General features: G+C 60.6%; 24 protein-coding genes. 13 read left to right on the forward strand and 11 right to left on the reverse strand.

Annotation, left to right across the window (positions count from 1 at the left end; genetic code table 11):
• The first annotated feature begins 407 nt into the window (after positions 1-407).
• From ACIQU2_RS18790 to ACIQU2_RS18835, 10 genes are all read left to right on the forward strand, one after another.
• Entirely contained in the window at positions 408-851 is a 444-nt protein-coding gene (locus tag ACIQU2_RS18790) for a hypothetical protein (RefSeq protein WP_347806199.1), read from the forward strand.
• A 116-nt stretch (positions 852-967) separates the two neighbouring features.
• Positions 968-2,317 (forward strand): coproporphyrinogen III oxidase, encoded by a 1,350-nt coding sequence (locus tag ACIQU2_RS18795; protein ID WP_403143235.1) that lies wholly within the window; start codon positions 968-970, stop codon positions 2,315-2,317.
• A 6-nt stretch (positions 2,318-2,323) separates the two neighbouring features.
• Positions 2,324-3,712, forward strand: a complete 1,389-nt coding sequence (hemN, locus tag ACIQU2_RS18800) for an oxygen-independent coproporphyrinogen III oxidase (protein ID WP_403143237.1) — start codon at positions 2,324-2,326, stop codon at positions 3,710-3,712.
• Positions 3,713-4,016: 304 nt separating this feature from the next.
• The gene (gene nosR, locus ACIQU2_RS18805) at positions 4,017-6,230 is read left to right on the forward strand and encodes a transcriptional regulator NosR (RefSeq protein WP_403143239.1); all 2,214 of its coding nucleotides are present in this window, start codon (positions 4,017-4,019) and stop codon (positions 6,228-6,230) included.
• Between the two features lie 53 nt (positions 6,231-6,283).
• Positions 6,284-8,206 carry a TAT-dependent nitrous-oxide reductase gene (nosZ, locus tag ACIQU2_RS18810; protein ID WP_403143430.1) on the forward strand — a complete coding sequence of 641 codons (1,923 nt, stop codon included), beginning with the start codon at positions 6,284-6,286 and terminating at the stop codon, positions 8,204-8,206.
• A 27-nt stretch (positions 8,207-8,233) separates the two neighbouring features.
• Entirely contained in the window at positions 8,234-9,523 is a 1,290-nt protein-coding gene (locus ACIQU2_RS18815; RefSeq protein WP_403143240.1) for a nitrous oxide reductase family maturation protein NosD, read from the forward strand.
• Complete coding sequence (locus ACIQU2_RS18820) at positions 9,520-10,443, forward strand: ABC transporter ATP-binding protein (RefSeq protein WP_403143242.1); 924 nt, start codon at positions 9,520-9,522, stop codon at positions 10,441-10,443. The genes ACIQU2_RS18815 and ACIQU2_RS18820 overlap by 4 nt, the downstream gene beginning before the upstream one ends.
• Positions 10,440-11,270 carry an ABC transporter permease gene (locus ACIQU2_RS18825; RefSeq protein ID WP_403143244.1) on the forward strand — a complete coding sequence of 277 codons (831 nt, stop codon included), beginning with the start codon at positions 10,440-10,442 and terminating at the stop codon, positions 11,268-11,270. The genes ACIQU2_RS18820 and ACIQU2_RS18825 overlap by 4 nt, the downstream gene beginning before the upstream one ends.
• A 33-nt stretch (positions 11,271-11,303) precedes the next feature.
• Entirely contained in the window at positions 11,304-11,807 is a 504-nt protein-coding gene (locus ACIQU2_RS18830; protein WP_403143247.1) for a nitrous oxide reductase accessory protein NosL, read from the forward strand.
• Between the two features lie 109 nt (positions 11,808-11,916).
• Positions 11,917-12,660, forward strand: coding sequence for an SDR family NAD(P)-dependent oxidoreductase (locus ACIQU2_RS18835; protein ID WP_403143250.1), 744 nt, complete (start codon positions 11,917-11,919; stop codon positions 12,658-12,660).
• Between the two features lie 554 nt (positions 12,661-13,214).
• Here ACIQU2_RS18835 and ACIQU2_RS18840 read toward each other — a convergent pair.
• The 11 genes from ACIQU2_RS18840 to ACIQU2_RS18890 all read right to left on the reverse strand — a co-directional run bounded on the left by ACIQU2_RS18840 (position 13,215) and on the right by ACIQU2_RS18890 (position 22,442).
• Positions 13,215-14,708 carry a cytochrome D1 domain-containing protein gene (locus tag ACIQU2_RS18840; protein ID WP_347806371.1) on the reverse strand — a complete coding sequence of 498 codons (1,494 nt, stop codon included), beginning with the start codon at positions 14,706-14,708 and terminating at the stop codon, positions 13,215-13,217.
• Positions 14,705-15,544, reverse strand: coding sequence for a uroporphyrinogen-III C-methyltransferase (gene cobA, locus ACIQU2_RS18845; RefSeq protein ID WP_283184251.1), 840 nt, complete (start codon positions 15,542-15,544; stop codon positions 14,705-14,707). Before cobA ends, ACIQU2_RS18840 begins: the two co-directional genes overlap by 4 nt.
• Before the next feature lie 70 nt (positions 15,545-15,614).
• Positions 15,615-16,793 carry a heme d1 biosynthesis radical SAM protein NirJ gene (gene nirJ / locus ACIQU2_RS18850; protein WP_347806372.1) on the reverse strand — a complete coding sequence of 393 codons (1,179 nt, stop codon included), beginning with the start codon at positions 16,791-16,793 and terminating at the stop codon, positions 15,615-15,617.
• Between the two features lie 205 nt (positions 16,794-16,998).
• Positions 16,999-17,514 (reverse strand): nitrite reductase, encoded by a 516-nt coding sequence (locus ACIQU2_RS18855; RefSeq protein ID WP_347806373.1) that lies wholly within the window; start codon positions 17,512-17,514, stop codon positions 16,999-17,001.
• Positions 17,489-17,932 carry an Lrp/AsnC family transcriptional regulator gene (locus tag ACIQU2_RS18860; protein ID WP_347806374.1) on the reverse strand — a complete coding sequence of 148 codons (444 nt, stop codon included), beginning with the start codon at positions 17,930-17,932 and terminating at the stop codon, positions 17,489-17,491. The genes ACIQU2_RS18855 and ACIQU2_RS18860 overlap by 26 nt, the downstream gene beginning before the upstream one ends.
• Positions 17,925-18,440, reverse strand: coding sequence for an AsnC family protein (locus ACIQU2_RS18865; RefSeq protein ID WP_347806375.1), 516 nt, complete (start codon positions 18,438-18,440; stop codon positions 17,925-17,927). Before ACIQU2_RS18865 ends, ACIQU2_RS18860 begins: the two co-directional genes overlap by 8 nt.
• Entirely contained in the window at positions 18,437-18,895 is a 459-nt protein-coding gene (locus ACIQU2_RS18870) for an Lrp/AsnC family transcriptional regulator (RefSeq protein ID WP_403143254.1), read from the reverse strand. The genes ACIQU2_RS18865 and ACIQU2_RS18870 overlap by 4 nt, the downstream gene beginning before the upstream one ends.
• Position 18,896: 1 nt before the next feature.
• Positions 18,897-20,075 (reverse strand): cytochrome D1 domain-containing protein, encoded by a 1,179-nt coding sequence (locus ACIQU2_RS18875; protein WP_403143257.1) that lies wholly within the window; start codon positions 20,073-20,075, stop codon positions 18,897-18,899.
• A complete protein-coding gene (locus tag ACIQU2_RS18880; protein ID WP_347805463.1) occupies positions 20,072-20,395 on the reverse strand; it encodes a cytochrome c in 324 nt (107 codons plus the stop codon). The genes ACIQU2_RS18875 and ACIQU2_RS18880 overlap by 4 nt, the downstream gene beginning before the upstream one ends.
• Before the next feature lie 19 nt (positions 20,396-20,414).
• On the reverse strand, positions 20,415-20,729 hold the full coding sequence (locus ACIQU2_RS18885) for a c-type cytochrome (RefSeq protein ID WP_347805464.1): 315 nt from the start codon (positions 20,727-20,729) through the stop codon (positions 20,415-20,417).
• A 24-nt stretch (positions 20,730-20,753) separates the two neighbouring features.
• Complete coding sequence (locus tag ACIQU2_RS18890) at positions 20,754-22,442, reverse strand: cytochrome D1 domain-containing protein (protein WP_403143259.1); 1,689 nt, start codon at positions 22,440-22,442, stop codon at positions 20,754-20,756.
• A 199-nt stretch (positions 22,443-22,641) separates the two neighbouring features.
• Between ACIQU2_RS18890 and ACIQU2_RS18895 the strand changes: the two genes are divergently transcribed.
• From ACIQU2_RS18895 to ACIQU2_RS18905, 3 genes are read left to right on the forward strand one after another with little or no spacing between them, the layout of a single operon-like run.
• On the forward strand, positions 22,642-23,445 hold the full coding sequence (locus tag ACIQU2_RS18895; protein ID WP_347805465.1) for a CbbQ/NirQ/NorQ/GpvN family protein: 804 nt from the start codon (positions 22,642-22,644) through the stop codon (positions 23,443-23,445).
• A complete protein-coding gene (locus tag ACIQU2_RS18900; RefSeq protein ID WP_403143262.1) occupies positions 23,429-24,016 on the forward strand; it encodes a cytochrome c oxidase subunit 3 family protein in 588 nt (195 codons plus the stop codon). Before ACIQU2_RS18895 ends, ACIQU2_RS18900 begins: the two co-directional genes overlap by 17 nt.
• 10 nt (positions 24,017-24,026) lie before the next feature.
• Positions 24,027-24,284, forward strand: a complete 258-nt coding sequence (locus tag ACIQU2_RS18905) for a cytochrome C oxidase subunit IV family protein (protein ID WP_403143264.1) — start codon at positions 24,027-24,029, stop codon at positions 24,282-24,284.
• Positions 24,285-24,304: the final 20 nt, after the last annotated feature.

A 24,304-nucleotide genomic window follows, 5' to 3' on the forward strand; every position in this document is an offset into this window, starting at 1 on the left:
CCCGGCATGGATGCCGGGTTAGCCGCCCCCGGCCATGGATGGCCGATGGCGGCGGGCCCACGGAGCAGGACCGGAGCGAGGGCATGCCGAGCCTAAGCGAGGCACCGAACGTCAGGGGCAAGAGCCCTTGGTTACTTGGGGCTTTTCCAAGTGACTCGCTGTAAAAGCGAAACCAATAGCGGCCATTACCACAGAAACGGATATGCACACGATCAACAAAAGACAGGTCGGCCCCCTCACTGCGCATATATGTGCCTGGAAACACCTAGCTTGGGGGGGTTGCGGCTTTCTTGATCGGTATCAACCGCATAACCAGGCGGTCTCTGTAGTCTCAAGAGACCGACAGCCAGTGCGCTCACCCCCTGTTCGCCGTAGCGCGGGTTGCCTTGACCCAAGGCGAAAACTCCATGATCTATCCGCTGATTCTGACCTTGCACCTGTTTGCCGCCCTGATCTTCATCGGCACGGTGTTCTTCGAAGTCCTGTTCCTGGAAAGCATCCGCAAACAGTTACCCGCCAGGGTGATGCTGCTGGTGGAGCAGGGGATCGGCCGCCGGGCCCGCTCGCTGATGCCGTGGGTGCTGCTGGTGTTGTTCGGTGCGGGGCTGGGCATGGTCTGGTTGCGCTACTTGCCAGCCCTGGCCTCACCACTGGCCTCATCGTTCGGCACATTGCTGGCGTTGAAAATCGCGGTGGCCGTGAGCGTGCTGCTGCATTTCCTGGGCGCCATGTTGTTGTTCAAAAGCGGCCGAATGAGCCCGCGATACCTGCACTTCATCCATGGCAGCCTGTTCTGCCACATGGTCGTTATCGTGCTGCTGGCCAAGGGCATGTTTTACCTGACGTGGTAATCGGGGCTGAGCGGTGGTCCGTTGTGCAGACACATCGCTTGCGCTTGATGCAAATCAAGGAGCATTGATGGTTAAACCCGGAGACTGAAAGTCCGCAGCCAGTCTCGGAGACCGTCATGCTCGATTTATTTCACAACCCCGGCGAGTTGATCGCTCGGTGCGATCAAGGCGTGCTTGACCCTAACTGCCATGCCGACACGCAAAAATTTCATGACGGTATTGGCTCTCTGGACCTGCTTCGTGCACTGCGCGTCAGCCGCCAGAAGTGCCGTCCCCTGTCCCTGAACGTGCAACTGCCTTCCTGCCTCAAGCCGTCTTCCTGTTCCCCGCGCGATATCGCCGGCGAGCACAATGGTATCGAGCAGTACCTTCAGCACCTGGAGCGTGAAATCGATCTCGTCGGTTGTCACCTGGGTGCCGAGCAACGGGTCGAGCAGTTTCATCTGGGGGGCGGAACACCCACGCCTGCCAATCTGCAACGGTTGATGAGTCATCTGCGTGGCCGGTTCAATTTTCTCGAACACGAAGGCGGCGACTACAGCGTCGAGGTCGACCTTCACCACACCGACTGGGCGACCATGGGGTTGCTGCGCGACCAGGGTTTCAATCACGTCAGCATTGGCGTTCCGGATATCGACGCCGACTGTGACAGGTCGGTGGCCTGCTACCAGAACCCGGCGCCGATCCAGTCGCTGATGGATGCGGCACGCACCTTTGGCTTTCGATCCATCAACGTCGATCTGGGTTTTGGCCATGCCTGGCAGACGCCAGACAGTTTTGCGCTGAAGCTGGCGACCATTATCGAACTGGAGCCGGACCGGCTGATGGTGTTCGACTATGCCCGGCCACCACGGCGCTATTGGCCGGTGCTCGGTGACAAAGTCAGAGCGCTGTGCAGCCAGGACGATAAAGGCGCGATGCGCCAGATCTGCTTCGATCAACTGCTTTGTGCGGGTTATCACTACATCGGTCTGGGGCAGTTTGTCCGGCCTGATGATGATTTGGCGGTCGCCCAGGAGCGAGGCCGGTTGCGCCGTACCTGTGAGGGTTTCTCCCGTCACGGCTATTGCGATCATGTTGGATTCGGTTTGGGCGCCATCAGCCAGATCGACGATTTGTACACGCAAAACACCGACGAGATTGAGCGCTATCAGCAGCAACTGGACAGACGGCAATTGCCGACGTGTCGAGGCTGGCGCTTCGAGGCGGGGGATGAGATCAGGCAAATGGTCATGGAGCGTCTGGCCTGTGATCAGGAACTGGATATCCGCGCCATCGAGCGGCGCTATGGTCTGGTTTTTTCCAAGTACTTCTCCTCTGTCTGGCCGTTGCTGGAGCAATTGAGTCGGGACGGGTTGATTGAATTGTCAGACCGTTTCATCAGCATCCTTCCCGCCGGTCGGCCGGAAGTGGATGCCATCTGCAACCTGTTTGAAAAGGATTTGGGCGGGCCCATTGCGAGTTGATCGATCATGAACACGACATTTGATTTCAATCGCGCCCTGGTCGAAAAGTACGACCGCCCGGGGCCGCGCTATACCTCTTACCCCACGGCGCCGCAGTTTCACCAGGCGTTTGCCGTTGACGACTATCAGCGTGCCGCTCGCGACAGCAATCAGGTGGCCGCGCCGAAACCGTTGTCGGTGTATATCCACATCCCGTTCTGCAAAAGCCTTTGTTACTACTGCGCCTGCAACAAAATCATTACCCAGAAAACCCATCGCGCCGTCGAGTACCTGAAGTACCTCAAGCGTGAAATCGCGATGCAGGCGGCCTTGTTCGACAACACCCGCAAACTGACTCAGTTGCACCTGGGGGGCGGCACTCCGACCTATTTGACCAGCGAACAGCTGGCGGACCTGATGGACTCCCTGCACCAGGCGTTCAACATGGATGACAGCGATGACCATGAGTTCTCCATCGAGGTCGACCCGCGAACCATCAGCACCGAGCAGATTCAATCGTTGCGCCAGTTGGGCTTCAATCGCCTGAGCTTCGGCGTGCAGGATTTCGACCCCGACGTGCAGGCAGCGGTCAATCGCCAGCAAAGTGAAGAGCAGATTTATGCGCTGGTCGCTGCGGCGCGCGAGGCGCAATTCAAGTCGATCAGCGTCGACCTTATCTACGGTCTGCCCCTGCAAACCGTGCAGAGTTTCGACGTCACCCTCAGCAAGATCATCGCGCTGCGCCCGGACCGGATTGCCGCCTACAGCTACGCGCATCTGCCGGAGATGGTCCGCGCGCAACGGCTGATTCGCCCCGCCGATATGCCGCCACCGGAGCGCAAGCTGGAACTGCTCGAGCTGACCATCCGCCGTCTGACCGAGGCCGGTTACGTCTATATCGGCATGGATCATTTCGCCTTGCCGGATGACGAATTGGCGCTGGCCCGGGCCAATGGCACCCTGCAACGTAATTTTCAGGGCTATTCCACCCATGCCGACTGCGATTTGATCGGCCTTGGGGTGTCGTCGATCGGCAAGGTCGGCGACAGCTACAGCCAAAGCGTCAAGGAGCTTTCGCAGTACTACAGCCGTATCGATCAAGGGATGTTACCGGTGCATCGGGGTTATCGCTTGAACGCCGACGACCTGCTGCGCCGCGAGGTGATCAGCGACCTGATGTGCCATGGCCGTATCGCGTTCGACAAGTATGAGGCGCGGCATGGCATTCGCTTCACCGAGTACTTTGCCGAGGCGCTGGCGCAACTTGGCGAGCATGTGCGCGATGGATTGCTGCAGATTCACCGCGCCGAATTGGTGCTGTTGCCACAAGGGCATTTGATGATGCGCAGTGCCGCGATGGCGTTTGACGCCTATCTGGGGGGTGAGCAAAAAGGCCAGTTTTCACGCACGGTCTGAGACCCTGGAGCCTAATGCTGATCAGTTAAGAAATTGCAGCCGCAACGCAAACCTTGTAGTAGCTGGCGAAGCCTGCGTTCGGCTGCGTAGCAGTCGTGGAATCAGACGACAAGATGTTTCAGGAAGACCTCGCACTCAGCTTTTACGACTGCTACGCAGCCGAACGCAGGCTTCGCCAGCTGCTACAAAGAGCGTGTTTTGCCTGCAATTTCTTAACTGATCGGCATTACCCATGGAGCATGTCTTCCGGGGCTAATTTTTAAGTTGATCTCAATCAAGGGCAGGGGGCGCAACGCTCCCTAACATGACCGAAAGCCCTTTCGAAATCAGCGAACCCATGACAATCCATCAGCCTTCGATACACGGCAACCTGCGCGCCTGGGGCGTCGGGCTGGTGGTCATGCTGATGCTGATGCTCGCCACCTTCGAGGCGGTGCAAGCCAAGCAATACGGCGACATCGAGCAGCAGCGCATCGAGAAAACCTTTCCTCAAACCGATTCCGTTTCCGCCCCCGAAGGCCGGTTCAAGGTGCGCACGCTGTCCGCCGCCGGGAAGGTCATCGGTTATGTGTTCCAGAGCCTGGACGTGGTGGATATTCCGGCCTACTCAGGTAAACCGATCAACACCCAAGTGATTCTCGACACGACCGGCATGATTCAGGATGCCTATGTGCTGGAGCACCACGAGCCGATTCTGCTGATTGGCATTCCTGAGGCAAAACTTCACGGTTTCAGCGCGAAGTACAAAGGCGTCAAGGTCAGTCAGCGGGTCGTCGTCGGCCATTCCAGTGACCCGAATGCAGTCACCGTCGATGCCATCGCCGGCGCAACCGTCACCGCCATGGTGGTCAACGAGGTCATCATGCGCGCCGCCCATGAGGTGGCCGTATCGCTCAAGCTGATCGCGGACACGCCCGGTGTGGCGCGCAAGCCCGCCACCGTCCGGCAGGACTTTTTCGAGTCCGCCACCTGGGAACAACTGACCGGTAACGGCGCCATCCGCCGCTTGAACCTGACCCGTGGCCAGGTCGACTCCGCCTTCAAGGGCACCGACGCCGAAGGCGTCGACAACGCTGCCGCCGATCAAGCGGATGAGACCTTTATCGAGCTCTATACCGCCGACCTGAATCCGCCGACCATCGGCCGCGCGCTGCTGGGCGACAATCAATATCGCTTCCTCATGCAAGACCTCAAGCCTGGCGAGCAGGCCATCGCGGTGCTGGGTCGTGGGCTGTTTTCCTATAAAGGCTCGGGGTACGTGCGCGGCGGGATTTTCGATCGGGTGCAATTGCGTCAGTTCGGCAACATCATCAGCTTTCGCGACATGGACCATCAGCGGCTCTCCGACGTATTTGCCAAAGGCATGCCCGAGTTCACTGAGATGTCGATTTTCATTGTGCGCGAACCGGCAAAGTTTGATCCGGGATCGCCCTGGTCACTGGAGTTATTGGTGCGTCGCCAGACCGGCCCGGTCAGCGGCACGTTCAGCAGCTTCGAACTGGCCTATCAATTGCCCGAGCCCTACCTTGAGCGACCACTGCCCAGCGCCGAAGAACTGGCCGCCATTGAGGAAGCCGGTCGGCCGATGTGGTTGACCATCTGGTATCAGAAACACTTCCAGATCGGCGTGCTCGGGGCTGCGTTGCTGCTGCTGACAGCGATCCTGTTTTTGCAAGACAAGTTCACCCGCCGGCCGCATTTTCTGCACTGGCTGCGCCGCGGTTATCTGGTCTTTACCGTGGTGTTTATCGGCTGGTACGCGCTGGGGCAGTTGTCAGTGGTCAATGTCCTGACCTTCGCCCATGCGCTGTTCGATCATTTTCGCTGGGAGCTGTTTCTCACCGATCCGCTGATCTTCATGCTCTGGGTCTTCGCCGCTGCGAGCATTCTGCTGTGGGGCCGCGGTGTGTTCTGCGGCTGGCTGTGCCCGTTCGGGGCCTTGCAAGAGTTGATCAACGAGGCCGCACGCAAGCTGAAAGTCCCTCAATACGAATTGCCGTTCGCGGTGCATGAGCGCTTGTGGGCGATCAAATACATCATCTTGCTGCTGCTGTTCGGCATCTCCCTGGAGTCGATGTCCACCGCCGAGCTGTTCGCCGAGGTGGAACCGTTCAAGACCGCCATCACCCTCAGGTTCGACCGCCAGTGGTGGTTCGTGCTCTACGCGGTGGCGCTGCTGGTCATCAACATTTTCACGCGCAAAGTCTATTGCCGCTACATCTGCCCCCTGGGTGCGGCGCTGGCGATTCCGAGCAAATTTCGCCTGTTCGACTGGCTCAAACGCCGCAAGGACTGCGGCACGCCCTGCCAACTGTGCGCCAAGGAATGCGAGATCCAGGCGATTCATCCCGATGGCCGGATCAATGCCAACGAGTGCCACTACTGCCTCGATTGCCAGATGACTTACCAGAACGACAACAAATGCCCGCCGCTGATCAACAAACGCAAGAAGCGCGGCAAACCGGCAGCCGCTCCTGTGCAACTGATATCTGTCGTGGAAGTGACCGCTCTGGAATGAACCCCGCGAGCGCCTGTCCGCAGTGACCGTTTTTATCCCTTCAAGGAAAACACCTGATGAACGACACAGAATCCAAAAAATCCGCTGAAGTGCCGGAATCGTCCGGCCTCAGTCGTCGCGGCTTCCTGGGCACCAGTGCGGTGACCGGTGCGGTACTGGCCGGTGCCACGGCCATCGGTGGCGCGGTGTTCACCCGTGAGACATGGGCGGCAGCGGCCAAGGACGCGCAACTGAAAACCCACGTCGGGCCGGGCGAGCTGGACCAGTACTACGGTTTCTGGAGTGGCGGTCATCAGGGTGAAGTGCGGATCATGGGCATTCCGTCGATGCGCGAGTTGTTGCGTGTTCCGGTGTTCAACGTCGACTCCGCCACCGGCTGGGGCCTGACCAACGAAAGCAAACGGATCATGGGCGACAGCGCGCATTTCCAGAATGGCGACTGCCACCACCCGCATTTGTCGATGACCGACGGCAAGTACGACGGCAAATACCTGTTCATCAATGACAAGGCCAACAGCCGCGTCGCGCGTATTCGTCTGGACATCATGAAGTGCGACAAGATGCTCACCGTGCCCAATGTGCAGGCCGTTCACGGGCTGCGCCTGCAAAAAGTGCCGCACACCAAGTACGTGTTCGCCAATGCCGAATTTGTCATTCCACACCCCAATGACGGCAGCACCTTCGACCTGCAGGACAAGAACAGCTACACGATGTTCAACGCCATCGATGCCGAGAAAATGGAGATGGCGTTCCAGGTCATCGTCGACGGCAACCTGGACAACACCGACGCCGACTACACCGGCAAATACGCGGCGTCGACCTGCTACAACTCGGAGAAGGCCTACGACCTGGGCGGCATGATGCGCAACGAACGCGACTGGGTGGTGGTGTTCAACATTCCGCGCATCGAAGCGGCGATCAAGGCTGGCAAGTTCATCACCCTCGACGGCTCGAAAGTGCCGGTGGTCGACGGTCGTAAAAACGAAGGCAAGGACAGCGCGTTCACCCGTTACATCCCGGTGCCGAAGAACCCCCACGGCCTCAATACCTCGCCTGATGGCAAGTACTTCATCGCCAACGGCAAGCTTTCGCCGACCTGCACCATCATTGCCATCGCCAAGCTCGACGATCTGTTCGACGACAAATTCAAGGACCCGCGCGACGTGGTGGTCGGCGAGCCCGAGCTGGGTCTTGGTCCGCTTCACACCACCTACGACGGTCGCGGCAATGCCTACACCACGCTGTTTATCGACAGCCAGGTGGTGAAGTGGAACGTCGAGGAGGCGATTCGCGCGTACACCGGCGAGAAGGTCAACTACATCAAGCAGAAACTCGATGTGCAGTATCAACCGGGCCACAACCATGCCTCGTTGACTGAAACCAGTGAGGCCGACGGCCAATGGCTGATGGTGCTCAGCAAGTTTTCCAAGGACCGCTTCCTGCCGACCGGCCCGCTGCACCCGGAAAACGATCAGCTGATCGATATTTCCGGCGAGGAAATGAAACTGGTGCACGACGGCCCGGCCTTCGCCGAGCCCCACGATTGCGTCATGGCCCGTCGCGACCAGATCAAGACCAAAAAAATCTGGGACCGCAATGACCCGTTTTTCGCCGAAACCGTGGTGATCGCCGCAAAAGACGGGATCAAGTTGGAAACCGACAACAAGGTCATCCGCGACGGTAATAAAGTCCGCGTCTACATGACCTCGATGGCCCCGGCCTACGGCCTGCCGGAGTTCACCGTCAAACAGGGCAACGAGGTCACGGTGACCATCACCAACATCGACCAGATTGAAGACGTGACCCACGGCTTTGTGATGACCAACCATGGCGTGAGCATGGAGATCAGCCCGCAGCAGACTTCGTCGATCACGTTCACTGCCGACAAGGCTGGCCTGCATTGGTATTACTGCAGCTGGTTCTGCCATGCGCTGCACATGGAAATGGTCGGCCGTATGCTGGTCGAGAAGGCCTGACCGTTGCCCATCGACAGGAGCGAAGCAATGACTGATAGCAAGGGAAACCCGGTGAAGGTCATTGCGTTTGCGCTCCTGCTGATGTCCGGCAGCGCGCTGGCGGTGCAACCCATCACCACGTTGCCGTTGACGGTGGACGCCGAGCAACGCTGGCACCTGCCGGCAGGGGAATACCGTGGTTCGTTCAGCGTCGATCAACCGATGCAGATTGTCTGCGAGCCGGGCGCGGTATTTCAGGGCGTGGGGCAGGGCAACGGCTTGATCATCAGCGCGCCGGATGTCGGGATCGAGGGCTGCACGTTCCTGGACTGGGGGCACGACCTCACCGCCATGAACGCGGCGTTGTTCATCCAGCCCAAAGCCCATGGCGCGGTGATTAAAGGCAATCGCCTGCAAGGCCAGGGGTTCGGTATCTGGGTCGACGGCACTCAGGATGTGAGCCTGATCGACAACCGAATTCAGGGTGATCCGACGATGCGCTCCCAGGATCGCGGCAACGGCATTCATCTGTATGCGGTGCATGGCGCCCAGGTCATTGGCAACCAGGTGCGCGACACCCGCGATGGCATCTACATCGACACCTCCAACGGCAACCTGCTGCAAGGCAATACCCTGGAAGACCTGCGCTACGGCGTGCATTACATGTTCGCCAACGATAACCAGTTGATCGGCAATACCACTCGCCGTACCCGCACCGGCTACGCCTTGATGCAAAGCCGCAAGCTCACGGTGATCGGCAATCGCTCCGAACAGGATCAGAACTACGGGATCCTGATGAACTACATCACCTATTCAACCTTGCGTGACAACTTCGTCACTGACGTGCGCGACGGCTCGACCGGCGACAGCATGATCAGCGGTGCCGAGGGCAAGGCGTTGTTCATCTACAACTCGCTGTTCAACAGCATTGAACACAATCACTTCGAGCACAGCGCCGTGGGCATCCATCTCACCGCAGGCTCGGAAGATAACCGCATCGCCGACAACGCATTTGTCGGCAATCAACGGCAGGTCAAATACGTCGCCACCCGCTTGCAGGAATGGTCGGCGGATGGCCGAGGCAATTACTGGAGCGATTACCTGGGCTGGGACCGCAACAACGATGGCCTCGGCGATATCGCCTACGAACCCAATGACAACGTCGACCGTCTGCTGTGGCTGTACCCGCAGGTACGGCTGTTGATGAACAGCCCCGGCATCGAGTTGCTGCGCTGGGTGCAACGGGCCTTTCCGGTGATGAAATCGCCGGGTGTGCTGGACAGTCATCCGCTGATGAAGTCATCCACTCAAACCCTGACCCAGGAGCCCGCAGCATGAACGTCATCGACATAGAAGGCGTTAGCCAGCGTTATGGGCACGCCACCGTGCTGCATCAGCTCAACCTCAGCCTGGCGGAAGGTGAAGTGCTGGGTTTGTTCGGGCACAACGGAGCGGGCAAGACCACCAGCATGAAACTGGTGCTTGGCCTGCTTCGGCCCAGCGAAGGGCAGGTCAGGGTGTTCGGCCGTTTGCCCAGCGATCCCCATGTGCGGCGCCTGCTCGGTTATCTGCCGGAAAACGTGACGTTTTACCCGCAGCTGAGCGGTCTTGAGACCTTGCGCCATTTCGCGCGACTCAAAGGCGCCGCGTCCGCTCAGGTGAACGTGCTGCTTGAGGAAGTTGGTCTGGCCGGTGCGGCGCATCGGCGGGTCAAGACCTACTCCAAAGGCATGCGTCAACGCCTGGGGCTGGCGCAAGCGCTGCTTGGCGAGCCGCGTTTGTTGCTGCTCGACGAACCGACGGTCGGCCTCGATCCCATCGCTACCCAGGACCTTTATCGCTTGCTCGATCGCCTGCGCAGCCAAGGCACCAGCATCATTCTTTGTTCCCACGTATTGCCGGGTGTCGAGGCGCACATCAACCGCGCAGCGATTCTGACCCAGGGCCGCTTGTTGGCCCTCGGCAGTCTGCACAGTTTGCGTGAGGAAGCCGGGTTGCCGACGCTGATTCGCGCCAACGGCCTCAAGCACGCCGGGCCCTTGCAGCAACGCTGGAACAACGCCGGGCACGTCACCGAGCGCTGGGGCGTCGAAGGGCTTGAAGTGGCCGCGCTCAATGGCAGCAAGCTCGGGCTGTTGCGCCAATTGCTCAATGAAGACGAACCGGCCGACGTGGAAATCCATCAGCCGTCTCTGGAAGATATTTACCGCTACTACATGAGCCGGGCCGGTGCGGCGTCGATCGGGGAGGCCGTATGAACGCTGTCTGGAATATGGCCCGCAAGGAATTCAGCGATGGTTTGCGCAATCGCTGGTTGTTGGCGATCAGTGTGTTGTTCGCGGTGCTGGCCATTGGCATCGCCTGGCTGGGCGCCGCGGCCTCCGGGCAATTGGGTTTCACTTCGGTGCCGGCCACCATTGCCAGCCTCGCCAGTCTGGCAACGTTCCTGATGCCGTTGATTGCGTTGCTGTTGGCCTATGACGCCATCGTTGGCGAGGACGAGAGCGGCACGTTGCTGCTGTTGCTGACATACCCGTTGGGTCGCGGGCAGATTCTGCTCGGCAAATTTGTCGGCCACGGGTTGATCCTGGCGCTGGCGACACTGATCGGTTTCGGCTGCGCCATGCTGGCCATCGCGGTGCTGGTGGACGATGTCGAACTGAGCCTGCTGCTCTGGGCTTTTGGCCGGTTCATGGCGTCGTCGACGTTGCTGGGCTGGGGGTTTCTGGGGCTGGCCTATGTGCTGAGCAGTGTGTCGGCCGAGAAATCCACGGCGGCCGGGTTGGCGCTGGGCGTCTGGTTCTTCTTTGTGCTGGTGTTCGACCTGGCACTGCTGGCGCTGTTGGTGCTCAGCGAAGGGCAGTTCAACCCCAAAGTGTTGCCCTGGTTGCTGCTGCTCAACCCCGCTGACATCTATCGCCTGATCAACCTCTCCGGTTTTGAGCCCGGTGCTGGCACCAAGGGTGTGCTGACGCTGGGCAGTGATTTGCCGATGCCGGGCTCGATGCTCTGGCTGTGCCTGTCGCTGTGGGTGGCGGTGCCATTGGGCTCGGCCTGGCTGTTGTTTCGTCGCCGGGCGACATGAATTTCCACTTTGATAGTTTTGGAGGAGTTGACGATGAGTACGTTTTATCTGACGACGATGCGTGCGGTGGCGGGCCTGATGATGTGCCTGTTACTGACGGCCTGTGACAATCCGGCGCAAGCCACTTACAGCGACGCGGCCACAGCCTTTCACCCCAGTGATGAATGCCATGTCTGCGGGATGATCATCAACGGATTCCCCGGGCCCAAGGGTGAAGTGGTCGAGCGGGCCGGGGTCAAGAAATTCTGCTCCACGGCGGAAATGATCGGTTGGTGGTTGCAGCCGGAAAATCATCATGGCGATGCAAAACTGTATGTCCACGACATGGGCCGCAGTCCGTGGAACGCGCCGGATGACGCCCACCTGATCGATGCCAAAGATGCGTTTTACGTGGTCGGCACCCAACTCAAAGGCGCCATGGGCGTGGTGCTGGCGTCCTTCTCCAGTCGCGGGGCTGCTGAAAAGCTTGCCGCTGAACAGGGTGGTCGCTTGCTGCGCTTCAGCGAGATCACTCCTGCGCTGCTGCAGCAACACTAACGTCGTCGCGAAAATCTGATCGCCGTCAAGTCGGTATTTCTTCACCTGCTCAAAGATAGGGCTCGCTATGTCCCCAGTGCTTGGCATCCGTGATGCCCAGGAGTAAATGATGAATACCGAGTTTCAGGACCGTTTGGCGGTGGTCACGGGTGCCAGCTCCGGGATTGGCCTGGCACTGTGCGCCGCGCTGTTACCGCGCGGGGTCAAGGTGCTGGCGATGTCTCGGACCCTCGGTGAATTGCCGGCGTTGCAGCAGATCTACGGGGAACGGTTGCAGTGGTTTGCCGGGGATGTCACGAGTCAGCAAGACCTGCGCGAGCTGGCCGAACGCGCGGCGGCGCTGGGTCCCGTGGACTATCTGGTGCCCAACGCGGGTATCGCCGAAATGGCCGACAGCCTGGATATGCAGGCCTTCCAGCGCCAGTGGGCGGTCAACGGTGCCGGGGCGTTGAACACCCTGGCGGCGTTGCGGGGTGAATTGGCGAGCCCGGCTTCGGTAGTGTTTGTCGGGAGTTTCCTGACCGGCTCGAGCTTTCCCGGGCTGGCCGCCTGCATCGCCAGCAAGGCTGCACTCGCGGCTCAGGCACGCACGCTGGCGGTGGAGTTCGCGAGTTTTGATGTGCGCATTAATCTGGTCTCGCCGGGACCGACTGCGACGTCGATGTGGGACAACCTAGGGTTGAGCGATGGGGAGCTTGGCGATGTTGCCGACACGCTTGGTAAACGTCTGTTGCCGGGTCATTTTCTCGATGCGGCGGCGGTGGCCAATGTGATTGTTTTTCAGCTGTCGCAGGGGGCTCGGGGTGTTTACGGTCAGGACTGGAAGGTTGATAACGGTTACACCTTGGGTTGACGTTCGGAGTACATATCCGTTGCTGTCGTAACGGCGACTTAGGGTTCCGCCCTTACGGCGGGTCACTTGGAGAAGCGCCAAGTAACCAAGCGCTCTTGCCCCTGACGTACGGTGCCTCGCCTAGGCTCGGCATGCCCTCGCTCCGGTCCTGCTCCGTGGGCCCGCCGCCATCGGCCATCCATGGCCGGGGGCGGCTACCGCGGCATCCTTGCCGCGGTGCCCACTGCGCAGAACCTGCGCTCGGCCTTCCGACGGGGCAGATCAAGATCAAAAGCAAAAGCAAAAGCAAAAGCAAAAGCAAAACAACAGGAGCCGTTCCCACACTGATCGTTCCCAGTTCACGGTGCGTGGGAACGATCAACGGTTACACCTTGAGCTGAAGCCACTACACAGTCTGTAGCAGCTGCCGAAGGCTGCGTTCGGCTGCGCAGCAGTCGTAAATCCTGCCTCCTCGGTAAACCTGACACACACCGCAGCGTCTGATTTTGCGACTGCTGCGCAGCCGAACGCAGCCTTCGGCAGCTGCTACAGGGATGTGCGTGAGGGCAGGAGACTTAGTGCGAAGTCCCCTCGGCAAACTCAATCTTGTTCCCCACGTTGTACTTGCCCGAAGGCTTGTTCATCGGAATGCGTTTGATCTCCTTGAGGGTGTTGCTGTCGTAGACGATCAGCGCACCGTCGGTGGCCCAGATGCTCAGCAGCAAGTAGCGGCCGTCACGGGTGAACTCAACGTGAGCGGCGGTTTTTCCGGGCATTGGGCGCAGCGTGTGGGCGATTCCCAGGGTCTGTTTGTCGATCAGGTGGATCGCATCGTTGTCGGGCCCGAAGAACACGTCGCTCCAGGCATACCGTGAATTGACGTGACTGCGCATGAAGAAACCCGGCCCCAGGGTCGGGATTTCCTTGATCAGTTTCCAGGTCTTGAAGTCGATGACCGAGATCAGCCCCTTGCTGATATTCGGCGTGGCGAACACCCACTCACCGTCGCGTTTCCAATAGGTCCCCGAGCCCAAGTGGGGCATACCCGGCAGCGGGATGTCGGTGACCACCTGGCCGCTGTCGAGGTCGATCACCTGACCGCCCTGGGCCTTGCGCGACGTGGCCAGCAGTTGTTTGTAGTCCGGTGAAAAGGAGAAGTCGTCGAGAACATCCCCGGCAGGAATCCGCCGTGGTTTGAAATTCGGTGTGCCAGCCCAGGACAGTTCCCAGACTTCCTTCACGTCCTTGAGCGCCACGATGAAACTGTCCCGCGGCGGGGCGGAGTAGACCGCGCTGACCCGTGACGCGGTACCGTCCTGACCGATCGTGGGAATGGTTTTGACCAGCGACAGATCGCGTGCATCGAGCACTACAAGATTGCCGGGCAAATAGTTACCCACCAGCACCCAGCGTCCATCCTTGCTGACCGCCAGGTTGCGGGTGTTGAGACCGGCGCGGACCTCGGCGATCAGTTTCAGGTTGTGCAAGTCATACAGGCTGATCCAGCCGTCACGGGAGGCGAAGTAGACGAAGCGTCCGTCCGGCGAGAACTTCGGCCCGCCATGCACGGCGAAGTGCGAAGCAAACCGCGCCAGCACCTCAAAGCGGTCACCGTCGAGGATGTCGATGTGATGGTCGCCGGCTTCCACCACCACGAACAGGTTCAGCGGGTCGGCGCCATGCTGGGCCGTGGTGGGCAATTTGCTGAGGTCCGCGAGCATCGAGTGACTGCCGAGAATGTCGTCATTGCTCCAGGTGGGCGGGGTGGCGGGTGGTTGCTGAAGGTAGTCCACCAGCGCGTCGATCTGCGCGGGGCTGAACACGTTGGCATAGCCGGCCATCTGGCTCGCGGGGCGGCCGTTCTGGATCACGCTGCGAATTTCATCGGGTTTGATCCGGCTGAGACTCTCCGGCAACAACGCCGGCCCTGCACCGCCGAGACGGTTAATGCCATGACAACTCTGGCAATGCTGCTGATAGTTTTCCGCCGCTTGTTCAAGTGCCGGAACCGCTGCGCCGGCCTGGGCCGCACTGATCCATAACAGGTGGGCAAGGATCATGCGCCTCATATCGCCACCTTGGCGTGGCGTTGCAGTGCTTGCGCCGGGTAAAGCCGCGCCGGGTATTCCAGTTGTTCTGCGCCAAACAGATCGACCACGGTGCCGATCACCGTCAGTGTCGGAATGCCCGGTGGACAATCCAGCGCCAGGGTTGGCAATTGGTGCAGCTTGCCACGGGCGACGTGCTGGTCGGGACGCGTGCCGTTGCTGATCAGCGCCGCCGGTGTATCGGCCGAGAGCCCGGCTTCGATCAAGCGCTGAGCGATGATCCCCAGGTTCGACAAGCCCATGTAAAACACCAACGTCTGGCTACTGTCGGCAAGGCTGCTCCAGGGCAGTGACAACTCGCCATCGCGTTGCAAATGGCCGGTGATGAACCGGCAGGAATTGACCAGGTCGCGGTGGGTCAACGGTATGCCCGCGTAGGCGCTGCAGCCGGACGCGGCGGTAATGCCCGGTACTACCTGGCAGTCGATGCCGCGTTGCAGCAGGTACTCCAGCTCCTCGGCACCACGACCAAAAATGAACGGGTCGCCGCCCTTGAGCCGGACCACGCGCTGCCCTTGATCGGCGAGGTCAGCCAGCAGTTCGTTGATCTGTTCCTGGGGCAGGCTGTGGCAGCCGCTGGCCTTGCCGACGTAATGGCGGGCGCAGGTCAGGGGAATCAAGGTCAGCAGTTCGGGGCTGATCAGCCGGTCGTACACCACGGCGTCGGCCTGCATCAACAGGCTCCAGGCGCGCAGGGTCAGTAGGCGTGGATCGCCGGGGCCGGCGCCGACCAGGGCAACTTCGCCCGGTCGGAACGGGGACTCAAGTGTGGCCGGTATAGCAATCGATGGAGGCATGGGACGTCCTTGGTGCTTCATCAGGTTGGCCGGCCCCAGCCTTTGTCAGGTGGTTGGCCGGACGGGCTATTCAGTGGGTGATGCAAGGGATGGTGGGTAATGGCGGCACACCGATTTCGTCATCGCTGAGGTGGCAGCCGGGGTCCTGACCCCACAAATCACCCTCGGCCCAAGCACGCGTGCGGGTGTTGCCGTTGCAGATGGGCAACCAGCGGCATTCAGCACAACGACCGCCGACGACCCGGGGATGCTCGCGCAGGCGCAACAGCAGGGCATCCGGCTGATCCAGCCACAACGTGCGGAACGATGTGCGCCGGACATTGCCCACCGAGTGCTGCCACCAGTAGGTGTCCGGGTGCACTTCGCCGGTGTTGTCGATGTTGGCAATGCCGCTGCCCGAGGCGTTGCCGCCCCAGGCGCGGAGCATGAGTTCCAGGCGTAGGTAATGCTCGGGAAGACGCAGGCCTGCCCATTGCAACAGGAGAATGGCGTCGGCATCGTTGTTGCCACTGACAAAATCGCTGTCGCGTCCCTGTTGGATGTCTTCCCAGGCCCGCTCAAAGATCAACGTCATGGCCTCGCGGCTCATCTGCTGGTGCGCGTCGAGTTTGCGACTGCGTTTACCGCGACCGCTGTAGTTGAGGTGCGACAGATAAAACTTTTGCACGTCGTGCTCGCGCATCAGCGCCAGTAACTGAGGCAATTGCGGATGGTTCTCCTGGGTCAGGGTGGTGCGCAGCCCGACGCGAATGCCTTGTTCGCGACAGAGCCGGATCGCCTCCATGGAACGGGCGAAGCTGCCCTTGAGTTGGCGGAAGGCGTCATGGGTGGCTTCCAGACCATCGATGCTGATCCCGACGTAGTCGAAGTTCGCCGCGCTGATCTGCGCGATGTTCTGCTCATCGATCAGCGTGCCGTTGGTGGACAAGGCCACAAAGAAACCCTTGGTCCGGGCGTAGGCACTGAGCACAAACAAATCCTCGCGCAACAGCGGTTCGCCACCGGAAAGAATCAACACCTTGACGCCGGCATCGTGCAGGTCGTCGATCACGGTCAGCGCGGCGGCCGTATCCAGTTCGTCGCGAAAGACACTGTCGGCCGAGGTGGCGTAGCAGTGTTTGCAGGTCAGGTTGCAGCGCCTGAGCAGGTTCCAGATCACCACCGGCGCCCGATTACTGCCCGGTGGACTGGTTCTTGGCGCAGGGGCCTGGCCGGCCAGTGCACGCAGGTATTGGCTGATCCTCAACATGCCACTCTCCTTGAGTCAGGGTGTGTTCAGCGCGAAGCAATAGGCAAACGCAAGCCTGATGCCCGTAGCAGCTGTCGAGCTTGCGAGGCTGCGTTCGGCTGCGAAGCAGTCGTGAAATCAGGCGATACGGTGTTTCAGATAAACCTCGCACACAGGTTTTACGACTGCTTCGCAGCCGAACGCAGCCTCGCAAGCTCGACAGCTGCTACAAGGTAGGCGTTGAACTGACCGGAATTAAACGCAAGCCGGTTTTTTTCAGGATGCGGCTGCTCACCAGCATCTCGTTGGCCCCACAGGCGTCGCCCAGCAAGTAGCGCAGGTGCTCGCGGTAGCTGTTGATTTCATCGCTGCTGCGGCCATGAACCATGGCGAACAGGTTGTAGCGCCAGTCGACACGGCGTGGACGGCGATAGCAGTGGCTGACGAAGGATTGCGCGCCGATCAGCGCACCGAGGCGCGGCATGTCGGTGTCGCGAACATCCCAGACCGTCATGCCGTTGTGGCGATAGCCCAGTCGGTAGTGATTGGGCACGGCGGCGATCCGCCGAATCGCGCCCTCGGCTTGCAAGCGCTTGAGCAGATCCAGGGTGGCTTCGATGTTCAGCCCCAGCTGTTCGGCGAGCCACGCCCACGGGTCGTCCAGCAGCGGCAGACCGGCCTGGGTCAACACGATCAGGCGCTGGACGAGGGTGTCTTCAGGCCGGGAAATACAGACCGACATGGTAGGTCTCCTCTTTGGGCAGGTTGAGCAGCGGCAATCCGGTCAGGGTTTCGATGTGGTGCAGGGTCTCGGTCAGGTCAAGTTCAGTTGCGCAGGCGAGCACGAACCACATGTTCCAGGCGTGTTCGCGTCGGTAGTTGTGCGCCACTTCCGGCAGGCCATGCAGTTGCTCGGCGACGTCTTCAAAACGTTCTTCCGGCACCGCCAGCGCGGCGAGGGTGAAGGCGCCGCCCAGCCGTTCAATGTCGAACATCGGGCCGAAGCGTGTGAGCACGCCGTCATCGAGCAGGGCATGCAGTCGTTCGAGCAGTTCAGTGCTGCTGCTCTCCAGTTCGGCAGCCAATACCCGCCAGGGGTGGCGCACCAGCGGCAGGCCCAGTTGCAAGCGGTTGATCAGCCGGCGGTCGAGGTCATCCATGGGTCGGTGCTCCTGTGCGCGAGGGCGCAAAGCGTCCGCCGCACTGCTTGAAGACCTGGGTGCTGAACAGCAATTGATGGGGCAGGTCGCTCAGCAGATGCTCTTCCAGCAACGCCTGAATCTGCGCCTCCACCTGCTCACGTTGACGCCCGTGCACCATGCAAAACAGGTTGTACCGCCACTGCGGCAAGCGCCGGGGCCGCTGATAGCAAAGGTTAATGCCGGGCGCTCGCCCCAGGCGCTGGCCGACTTCGTCGATCAGCGCATCGGGAATATCCAGCACCAGCATGGCGTTGGCGGTAAAGCCCAGCGCGCGATGGTGCAGCACCAGGCCAACGCGACGAAACAGCCCTTGCTCGCTCCACTGACGCATTTGTTCAAGCACCCGGGTTTCGTCAGTGTTTATCCGTTCGGCGAGTTCCTGATAGGGGCGCGCTACCAGCGGCAACCCGCCTTCGAGGTGCCGGCGTAGCGCCAGCGCTTGTTTGGCGCTCAATCCAGATGTCATGAGTTTTCTCCCAGGGCAAAGCCCAGGTCGATGCGGTAGGCGGTCAACATGGGCAGGTCCAGCGGCATGAGGCCGGTGTCGTTCTCCAGTTCCTTGAGCACACGGTCGATGTGTTGGCGATCAGGGGCGGTCAGCACAAACCACAGGTTATAGAAATGCTCCCGTGCGTAGTTGTGATTGACCTCCGGGTACTGACTGACGCGATCGGCCACCTGTTGCAGGCAATCGGCGGGCACGGCGAGGGCGGCGAGGGTGCTGGCCCCGGCGCGGCTGTGTTCGAACACCGGGCCAATGCGGGAGAGGGTGCCGGCCTGATCCATTTCTTCCAGGCAGGCCATTACTTGCGATTCGCGGCACCCGAGAATCCGCGCCATCTCCTTGTACGGTGACGGGCACAGCGGCATGCCGTGCTGGAAGCGGTCGATCAGTTGGCGGCTGAGCAGTTCAAGGTCCATTTCAATACCCCATTTTTTGCGCGCGACTGCTGAAGAAGATGCCGCTCGGCGCGGAGGCTGGCAGGGTGCTCAGCAGCTTCAGGCGGTACGGCTCCCAGATTTGAACCTGATTGCCGTCGCGTAACGACAGCCACAATTGGTCACCGCGTGCGGTGAATTCCATGTGCAGCACCCCCGGTCCCGGGTGCAGATCGGCGACCACGGCATGGGTTTCGGTGTCGATGACCTGAACCCGATCGTTGTCCGGGTAGGCGAAATTGACCCATAGCTGCCGACCGTCCGGGCGCGACGTGACGAACACCGGCTGACCAGCGACCGGGATCACCGCGGTCTGTTGCCAGGTACGTGAATCCATCACCAATACCTGGTGACGACCCACCGCGGGCACGAAGGCCTGGTTGTCGGCGACAGCCCAGCCTTCCAGGTGCGGCATTTTGTAGACGGGGAGTTTCGCCTGGCCGCGTCCGTAATCGCCGAGTACCCGCTGCACACCGCGCTCTGGATGCCAGAGGTCGAGTTGGGCCATGCCGTCCTCACCGAACAGGCCGGCCATGTAATAGCGGCCATCAGGGGTAATCAGGGCATCGTAGGGTTGCTGGCCGATGCCGGTGAAGCGGTTGATCTGCGGTGTGCTGCCCTGATTGAAATCGGCGGTCCAGATCTCGCCGGTATCGAACAGGCTGAAGACAAAACGTTGCCCCGGCGCGTCGACCAGGCCGACTACACGGGAGCGCTTGGTGCCATCGGCCAGGGGCGTGGCCGGAATATCGGCCACCAGTTGCAGGGTGTCGGCATCGAACACCTTGACCCCACCGGGCACGTAGTTGGACACCGCGATCAACTTGCCGTCCTGACTGATGGCGCCGCCAATGCTGTTGCCGCCCTGGATGACGCGATGATCGATACGCCGGGTCAGCAAATCGATTTTGCTCAACCCGCCGTCGCGCCCGAACACATAGGCATAGCGCTGATCCCGTGAGAACACCACCGAGGCATGGGACAGGTCGCCGAAACCCTTGAGTCGGGCCAGCGCGGTGTGGGTGTCGCTTTCGATGATTTGCACGCTACCGGTGGCGCGCTCCACGACCACGCCCAAATCGCCGGTGCCACGCAACGGTGGCTGAACGCAAGCGGACAACAACAGCCCGGTCGCCGCTGACAGCAGGATTGAACGGATCATGGTGCGGGATATCCCTGGAGAAGAAGATCGACCAACCAACGGATGTCGTCGGGGCTGAGCAATGGGGCCCAACCGGGCATCGCGGTGCCGGGCCGGCCTTGGGTGACGGTGGCAATCAGGCTGTCCCGTGATTTGCCGGCCAGCGCTGCGCGCGTCAGTTCGGGGCCCAGCCCGCCGGTAAGGTGCAGCCCATGGCAGGCGCCGCAGTCCTGGGTCAGCAGGTGTTCGAGTTGCACCTGACGCTGGGCGTCCGGCGCCGCAACCGCAGTTGCGCAAATGAGGAGGAGGGCCGCCAGAATCACAGCGTGTCGATAAATCATCTTGACGCCCTCCAGGCGGTTATTTGAGTGTCAGTACCCAGGTCGCGAGAATTTTTGCTTCTTCATCCGTTACCGGGTTGGCCGGCATGGGCATCGGGCCCCAATTGCCTTGTGTGCCGTTCTTGATGTGGCCGGCCAGGGTGTCTGCGGCTCCGGCCACGCCAGCGTTCTTGGCGGCTACATCCTTGAGTGCGGGGCCGACCAGCTTGGTGTCAATGGAGTGGCAGGCTGCGCAGGGTTTGCTCTTGAACAGCTCCAGCGCGTCTTGGGCCATGGCCGGCTGCACACTCAGCGCAGCGGTCAGGGCGAACAGTGAGAACAGAGTATTTTTCATGGTGTTTCCTTGCATTGATGGAGCTCAATAGATGTCATGTTGGGTGTTGTAGACGTTGAACTTCCCGGTGGGTGTGATCAGTCGTTTGTCCTTGATGACTGACTTGAGCTTCAGTGTTTTGTCGTCGATCACCACCAGCGCCGACTCGTCTGCCTGGCCGCTCCAGACGGAGAACCAGACTTCATCGCCGGCCTTGTTGTATTCCGGTTGCACGACGCGCATGGCGCCTTGCTTGATGCCGGCGTATTCAGCGATGGGCAACACGGTGTAGCCGGCGTCGAGTTTGTCGAGGTTGAACACCGCCACTGACTGACTGAGTTTGGTATCCGGGTTGAGGGTGGTGTCGACGTACAGGTGGCGAGAGTTGGGATGGGTTTTGATAAACAGCGATCCGCCGCCCTGGCCCTTGAGTGAGGCGACCTGCTTCCAGGCGTATTGCGGGTGTTTGGTCGGGTCGGTGCCGATCAGCGAGATGCCATCATCACCCAAATGGCTGGTGGCCCAGACCGGGCCGTAGGTCGGGTGGTTGAAGTTGGCGCCGCGACCCGGGTGAGGGGTTTTACCGACGTCCACCAGCGCGGTCAACTTGCGCTCCTTGGAGTCGATCACGGCAACCTTGTTGGAGTTGTTGGCTGCGGTCATGAAGTAGCGGTGTGTGCTGTCCCAGCCACCGTCATGCAGGAAAGGCGCGGCGTCGATGTAGGTGACGGTGAGGTTTTTGATGTCCTGGTAGTTGACCAGCATGACCTTGCCGGTTTCCTTGACGTTGACGATGAACTCCGGCCATTCGTGGGAGGCGATGATCGCCGCGACCCGGGGTTCCGGGTGATATTCCTGCTTATCGACGGTCATGCCGCGGGTCGAAACGATCTGTTTCGGCTCCAGGGTTTCGCCATCCATGATGGTGAATTGCGGCGGCCAATAAGAACCGGCGATGGTGTATTTATCTTCGTAGCCCTTGAACTTGGAGGTCTCGACCGAGCGCGCCTCGATGCCCACTTTGACTTCGGCGACCTTGGTCGGCTCGACCGGCCACAGGTCGATCATGTCGATCCGCGCGTCTCGACCAATCACCAGCAGGTAGCGACCCGAGGCAGAGATCCGCGAGATGTGCACCGCGTAACCGGTCTCGATGAGTTTGACGATTTTCTTGCTGTCCCCATCGATCAGGGCAATTTTGCCGTCATCGCGCAACGTCACCGAAAACAGGTTCGGCAAGTTGAGTTTGCTCAACTGTTTCTTCGGACGGTCCTCGGGTTTGACCAGCACTTTCCAGGTTTTCAGCGTCTCGGCCATGCCCCATTCCGGTGGCGTCGGCGGCGTGTGCTGAATGAACTTGGCCATGACCGTGATCTGATCCTTGGTCAGCGCATTGGACGTCCCCCAGTTCGGCATGCCCGCCGGCGAACCGTAGGTAATCAAGGCCTCCAGGAATGGCTGCCCGCGAGACTGGGTGATGTCTGGCGTCAGTGGTTTGCCGGTGGCCCCTTTGCGCAGAACACCGTGGCAGCCTGCGCAGCGCTGGAAGTAGATTTCCTTGGATGAGTCGAACTCGGTCTGGCTCATGTCGGGAGCGCCGGCGGTTTTGACCATGGGCGGGTTGGCCGCGGCGGCGGGCTCTTCAGCGCTGGCGGCATGGCTCACCGCCAGGGCCAGTGATGAACACAATGTGGCGAGGGTCCGGGCAAACGTTTTTCTATTGCTGATCAGCATTCCATTTCTCCTCAGGCAAGACCTTTGCGATGTGCTGAAACGGCAGCGCAGAACGCAGGTTCTTAGTGCCGTGCAAGGCTATGCCCGAGCAGGCCATTGTTCGCTTGACGACGATCAAGTTTGCCGGCCATCTCACTTGCCAGGTTGTCGCAGGGGCCCGTAGCGTGTTCCTTGAATCCGCTTTTGGAACAGGCAGCCCATGGACCGTACCCAGTCTTGCGACCACCCGATCGAACCCTTCTACCAACCGCTGAATAATGAGGAGGCGCTGTTCGAACAAGCCTGGCGACACGGCATGCCGGTGCTGATCAAAGGCCCGACGGGGTGCGGCAAGACACGTTTCATCCAGCACATGGCCCATCGGCTGAAACTGCCGCTGTACACCGTGGCTTGCCACGATGATCTGAGCGCGGCCGACCTGATCGGCCGTCACCTGATCGGTGCCCAGGGCACCTGGTGGCAGGATGGACCGCTGACCCGCGCGGTGCGTGAAGGCGGCATCTGTTACCTCGACGAAGTGGTCGAGGCGCGCCAGGACACCGTGGTCGTACTGCATCCCCTGGCCGATGATCGTCGGGAGTTGTTCCTGGAACGTACCGGCGAAGTGCTGAAAGCACCGCCGTCATTCATGCTCGTGGTGTCTTACAACCCCGGTTACCAGAACCTGCTCAAAGGCATGAAACCCAGCACCCGGCAACGCTTCGTGGCGATGCGTTTCGGCTATCCGCCGGTGGCCGATGAGGAACGCATCGTTGCCCGGGAGGCTCAGGTGGACAACGCACTGGCGGCGCAAGTGGTGCGGCTGGGCCAGGCGCTGCGCCGGCTCGATCAACATGATCTGGAGGAGGTCGCCTCAACGCGACTGCTGATTTTTACCGCGCGGATGATCCGCTCCGGCATGAGCCCGCGTGAGGCCTGCATGGCCTGCCTGGCCGAGCCGCTGAGCGATGATCCGCTGACCGTGGCCGCGCTGATGGACGTGGTTGATGTCCACTTCGGCTGAGTCCACGGGCGTCACGCGCCGTTACTTGCCGGGCGATCTGGCGATGTGGTTTTTCATTCTCGCCGAGCTGTCGGTGTTCGCCATCCTGATCCTGGCGTTCGCCGTGACCCAGGCGCTCAAGCCGCAGATGTTCAGTGAAAGCCGTCTATTGTTGAACACCTCAACCGGCTTGGCGATGACCCTGAGCCTGCTCACCGCGGGGCTGTTCGCCGCGCTGGCGCAGGAGCACGTCAGGCGCTCACGATCCCGGCACGGCGCCGTCTTCCTGCTGATGGCGTTGCTCGCCGCCAGTGTCTACGTGGTGTTGAAACTCACGGAATACCGGCACTTGCTGGCCTCGGGGCTGGGCATGGAGCACAACACCTTTTTCACGTTGTACTGGATTCTCACCGGGTTTCATTTTCTCCACGTATTACTCGGCATGGTCATTCTCGGATGGCTGGCCGAGCGCTGTCGCCGTGGCCTGTACGACGCCAACACGCGCAGCGGGTTTGAATCCGGCGTGCTCTATTGGCACATGGTCGATCTGATCTGGGTCATGCTGTTTCCGCTGGTCTACGTGCTGAGTTGACGAGGTTCTCATGTCTGTTTCCAGGGGTTTGCTCGTCTGTTGGGCGGCGCTCGCGACGTTAAGCGTGTGCACCGTGGTGCTGGCCCAGGCCGGTGCGACGTGGTTGCTGTCGATTGCCATCTTGCTGGTGGCGGTCGGCAAGGCGTGGCTGATCACCGATGGCTTCATGGAGATGCGCCACGCACCGCAACTGTGGCGCAGCTTGATGTTGAGCTGGGCTTTGGTGTTGGCGGCCGTTGTGGGGCTGACACTGATTTTGTTCCGTTAAGCGATCCATGTAGCAGCTGG

Origin of the sequence: Pseudomonas sp. NPDC098740 (genome assembly GCF_044760065.1) — a bacterium.
Classification (GTDB): domain Bacteria; phylum Pseudomonadota; class Gammaproteobacteria; order Pseudomonadales; family Pseudomonadaceae; genus Aquipseudomonas; species Aquipseudomonas rossensis.

Coding starts and splice junctions, on each gene's coding strand:
- ACIQU2_RS18890 (WP_403143259.1), bottom strand. CDS start 22,442: ATGCTGATCAGCAATAGAAAAACGTTTGCCCGGACCCTCGCCACATTG.
- ACIQU2_RS18840 (WP_347806371.1), bottom strand. CDS start 14,708: ATGAGGCGCATGATCCTTGCCCACCTGTTATGGATCAGTGCGGCCCAG.
- ACIQU2_RS18895 (WP_347805465.1), top strand. CDS start 22,642: ATGGACCGTACCCAGTCTTGCGACCACCCGATCGAACCCTTCTACCAA.
- ACIQU2_RS18885 (WP_347805464.1), bottom strand. CDS start 20,729: ATGAAAAATACTCTGTTCTCACTGTTCGCCCTGACCGCTGCGCTGAGT.
- cobA (WP_283184251.1), bottom strand. CDS start 15,544: ATGCCTCCATCGATTGCTATACCGGCCACACTTGAGTCCCCGTTCCGA.
- ACIQU2_RS18860 (WP_347806374.1), bottom strand. CDS start 17,932: ATGGATGACCTCGACCGCCGGCTGATCAACCGCTTGCAACTGGGCCTG.
- ACIQU2_RS18830 (WP_403143247.1), top strand. CDS start 11,304: ATGAGTACGTTTTATCTGACGACGATGCGTGCGGTGGCGGGCCTGATG.
- ACIQU2_RS18815 (WP_403143240.1), top strand. CDS start 8,234: ATGACTGATAGCAAGGGAAACCCGGTGAAGGTCATTGCGTTTGCGCTC.
- ACIQU2_RS18905 (WP_403143264.1), top strand. CDS start 24,027: ATGTCTGTTTCCAGGGGTTTGCTCGTCTGTTGGGCGGCGCTCGCGACG.
- nosR (WP_403143239.1), top strand. CDS start 4,017: ATGACCGAAAGCCCTTTCGAAATCAGCGAACCCATGACAATCCATCAG.
- ACIQU2_RS18880 (WP_347805463.1), bottom strand. CDS start 20,395: ATGATTTATCGACACGCTGTGATTCTGGCGGCCCTCCTCCTCATTTGC.
- ACIQU2_RS18820 (WP_403143242.1), top strand. CDS start 9,520: ATGAACGTCATCGACATAGAAGGCGTTAGCCAGCGTTATGGGCACGCC.
- ACIQU2_RS18795 (WP_403143235.1), top strand. CDS start 968: ATGCTCGATTTATTTCACAACCCCGGCGAGTTGATCGCTCGGTGCGAT.
- ACIQU2_RS18900 (WP_403143262.1), top strand. CDS start 23,429: ATGTCCACTTCGGCTGAGTCCACGGGCGTCACGCGCCGTTACTTGCCG.
- ACIQU2_RS18865 (WP_347806375.1), bottom strand. CDS start 18,440: ATGACATCTGGATTGAGCGCCAAACAAGCGCTGGCGCTACGCCGGCAC.
- ACIQU2_RS18870 (WP_403143254.1), bottom strand. CDS start 18,895: ATGGACCTTGAACTGCTCAGCCGCCAACTGATCGACCGCTTCCAGCAC.
- hemN (WP_403143237.1), top strand. CDS start 2,324: ATGAACACGACATTTGATTTCAATCGCGCCCTGGTCGAAAAGTACGAC.
- ACIQU2_RS18835 (WP_403143250.1), top strand. CDS start 11,917: ATGAATACCGAGTTTCAGGACCGTTTGGCGGTGGTCACGGGTGCCAGC.
- ACIQU2_RS18855 (WP_347806373.1), bottom strand. CDS start 17,514: ATGTCGGTCTGTATTTCCCGGCCTGAAGACACCCTCGTCCAGCGCCTG.
- ACIQU2_RS18825 (WP_403143244.1), top strand. CDS start 10,440: ATGAACGCTGTCTGGAATATGGCCCGCAAGGAATTCAGCGATGGTTTG.
- ACIQU2_RS18875 (WP_403143257.1), bottom strand. CDS start 20,075: ATGATCCGTTCAATCCTGCTGTCAGCGGCGACCGGGCTGTTGTTGTCC.
- ACIQU2_RS18790 (WP_347806199.1), top strand. CDS start 408: ATGATCTATCCGCTGATTCTGACCTTGCACCTGTTTGCCGCCCTGATC.
- nirJ (WP_347806372.1), bottom strand. CDS start 16,793: ATGTTGAGGATCAGCCAATACCTGCGTGCACTGGCCGGCCAGGCCCCT.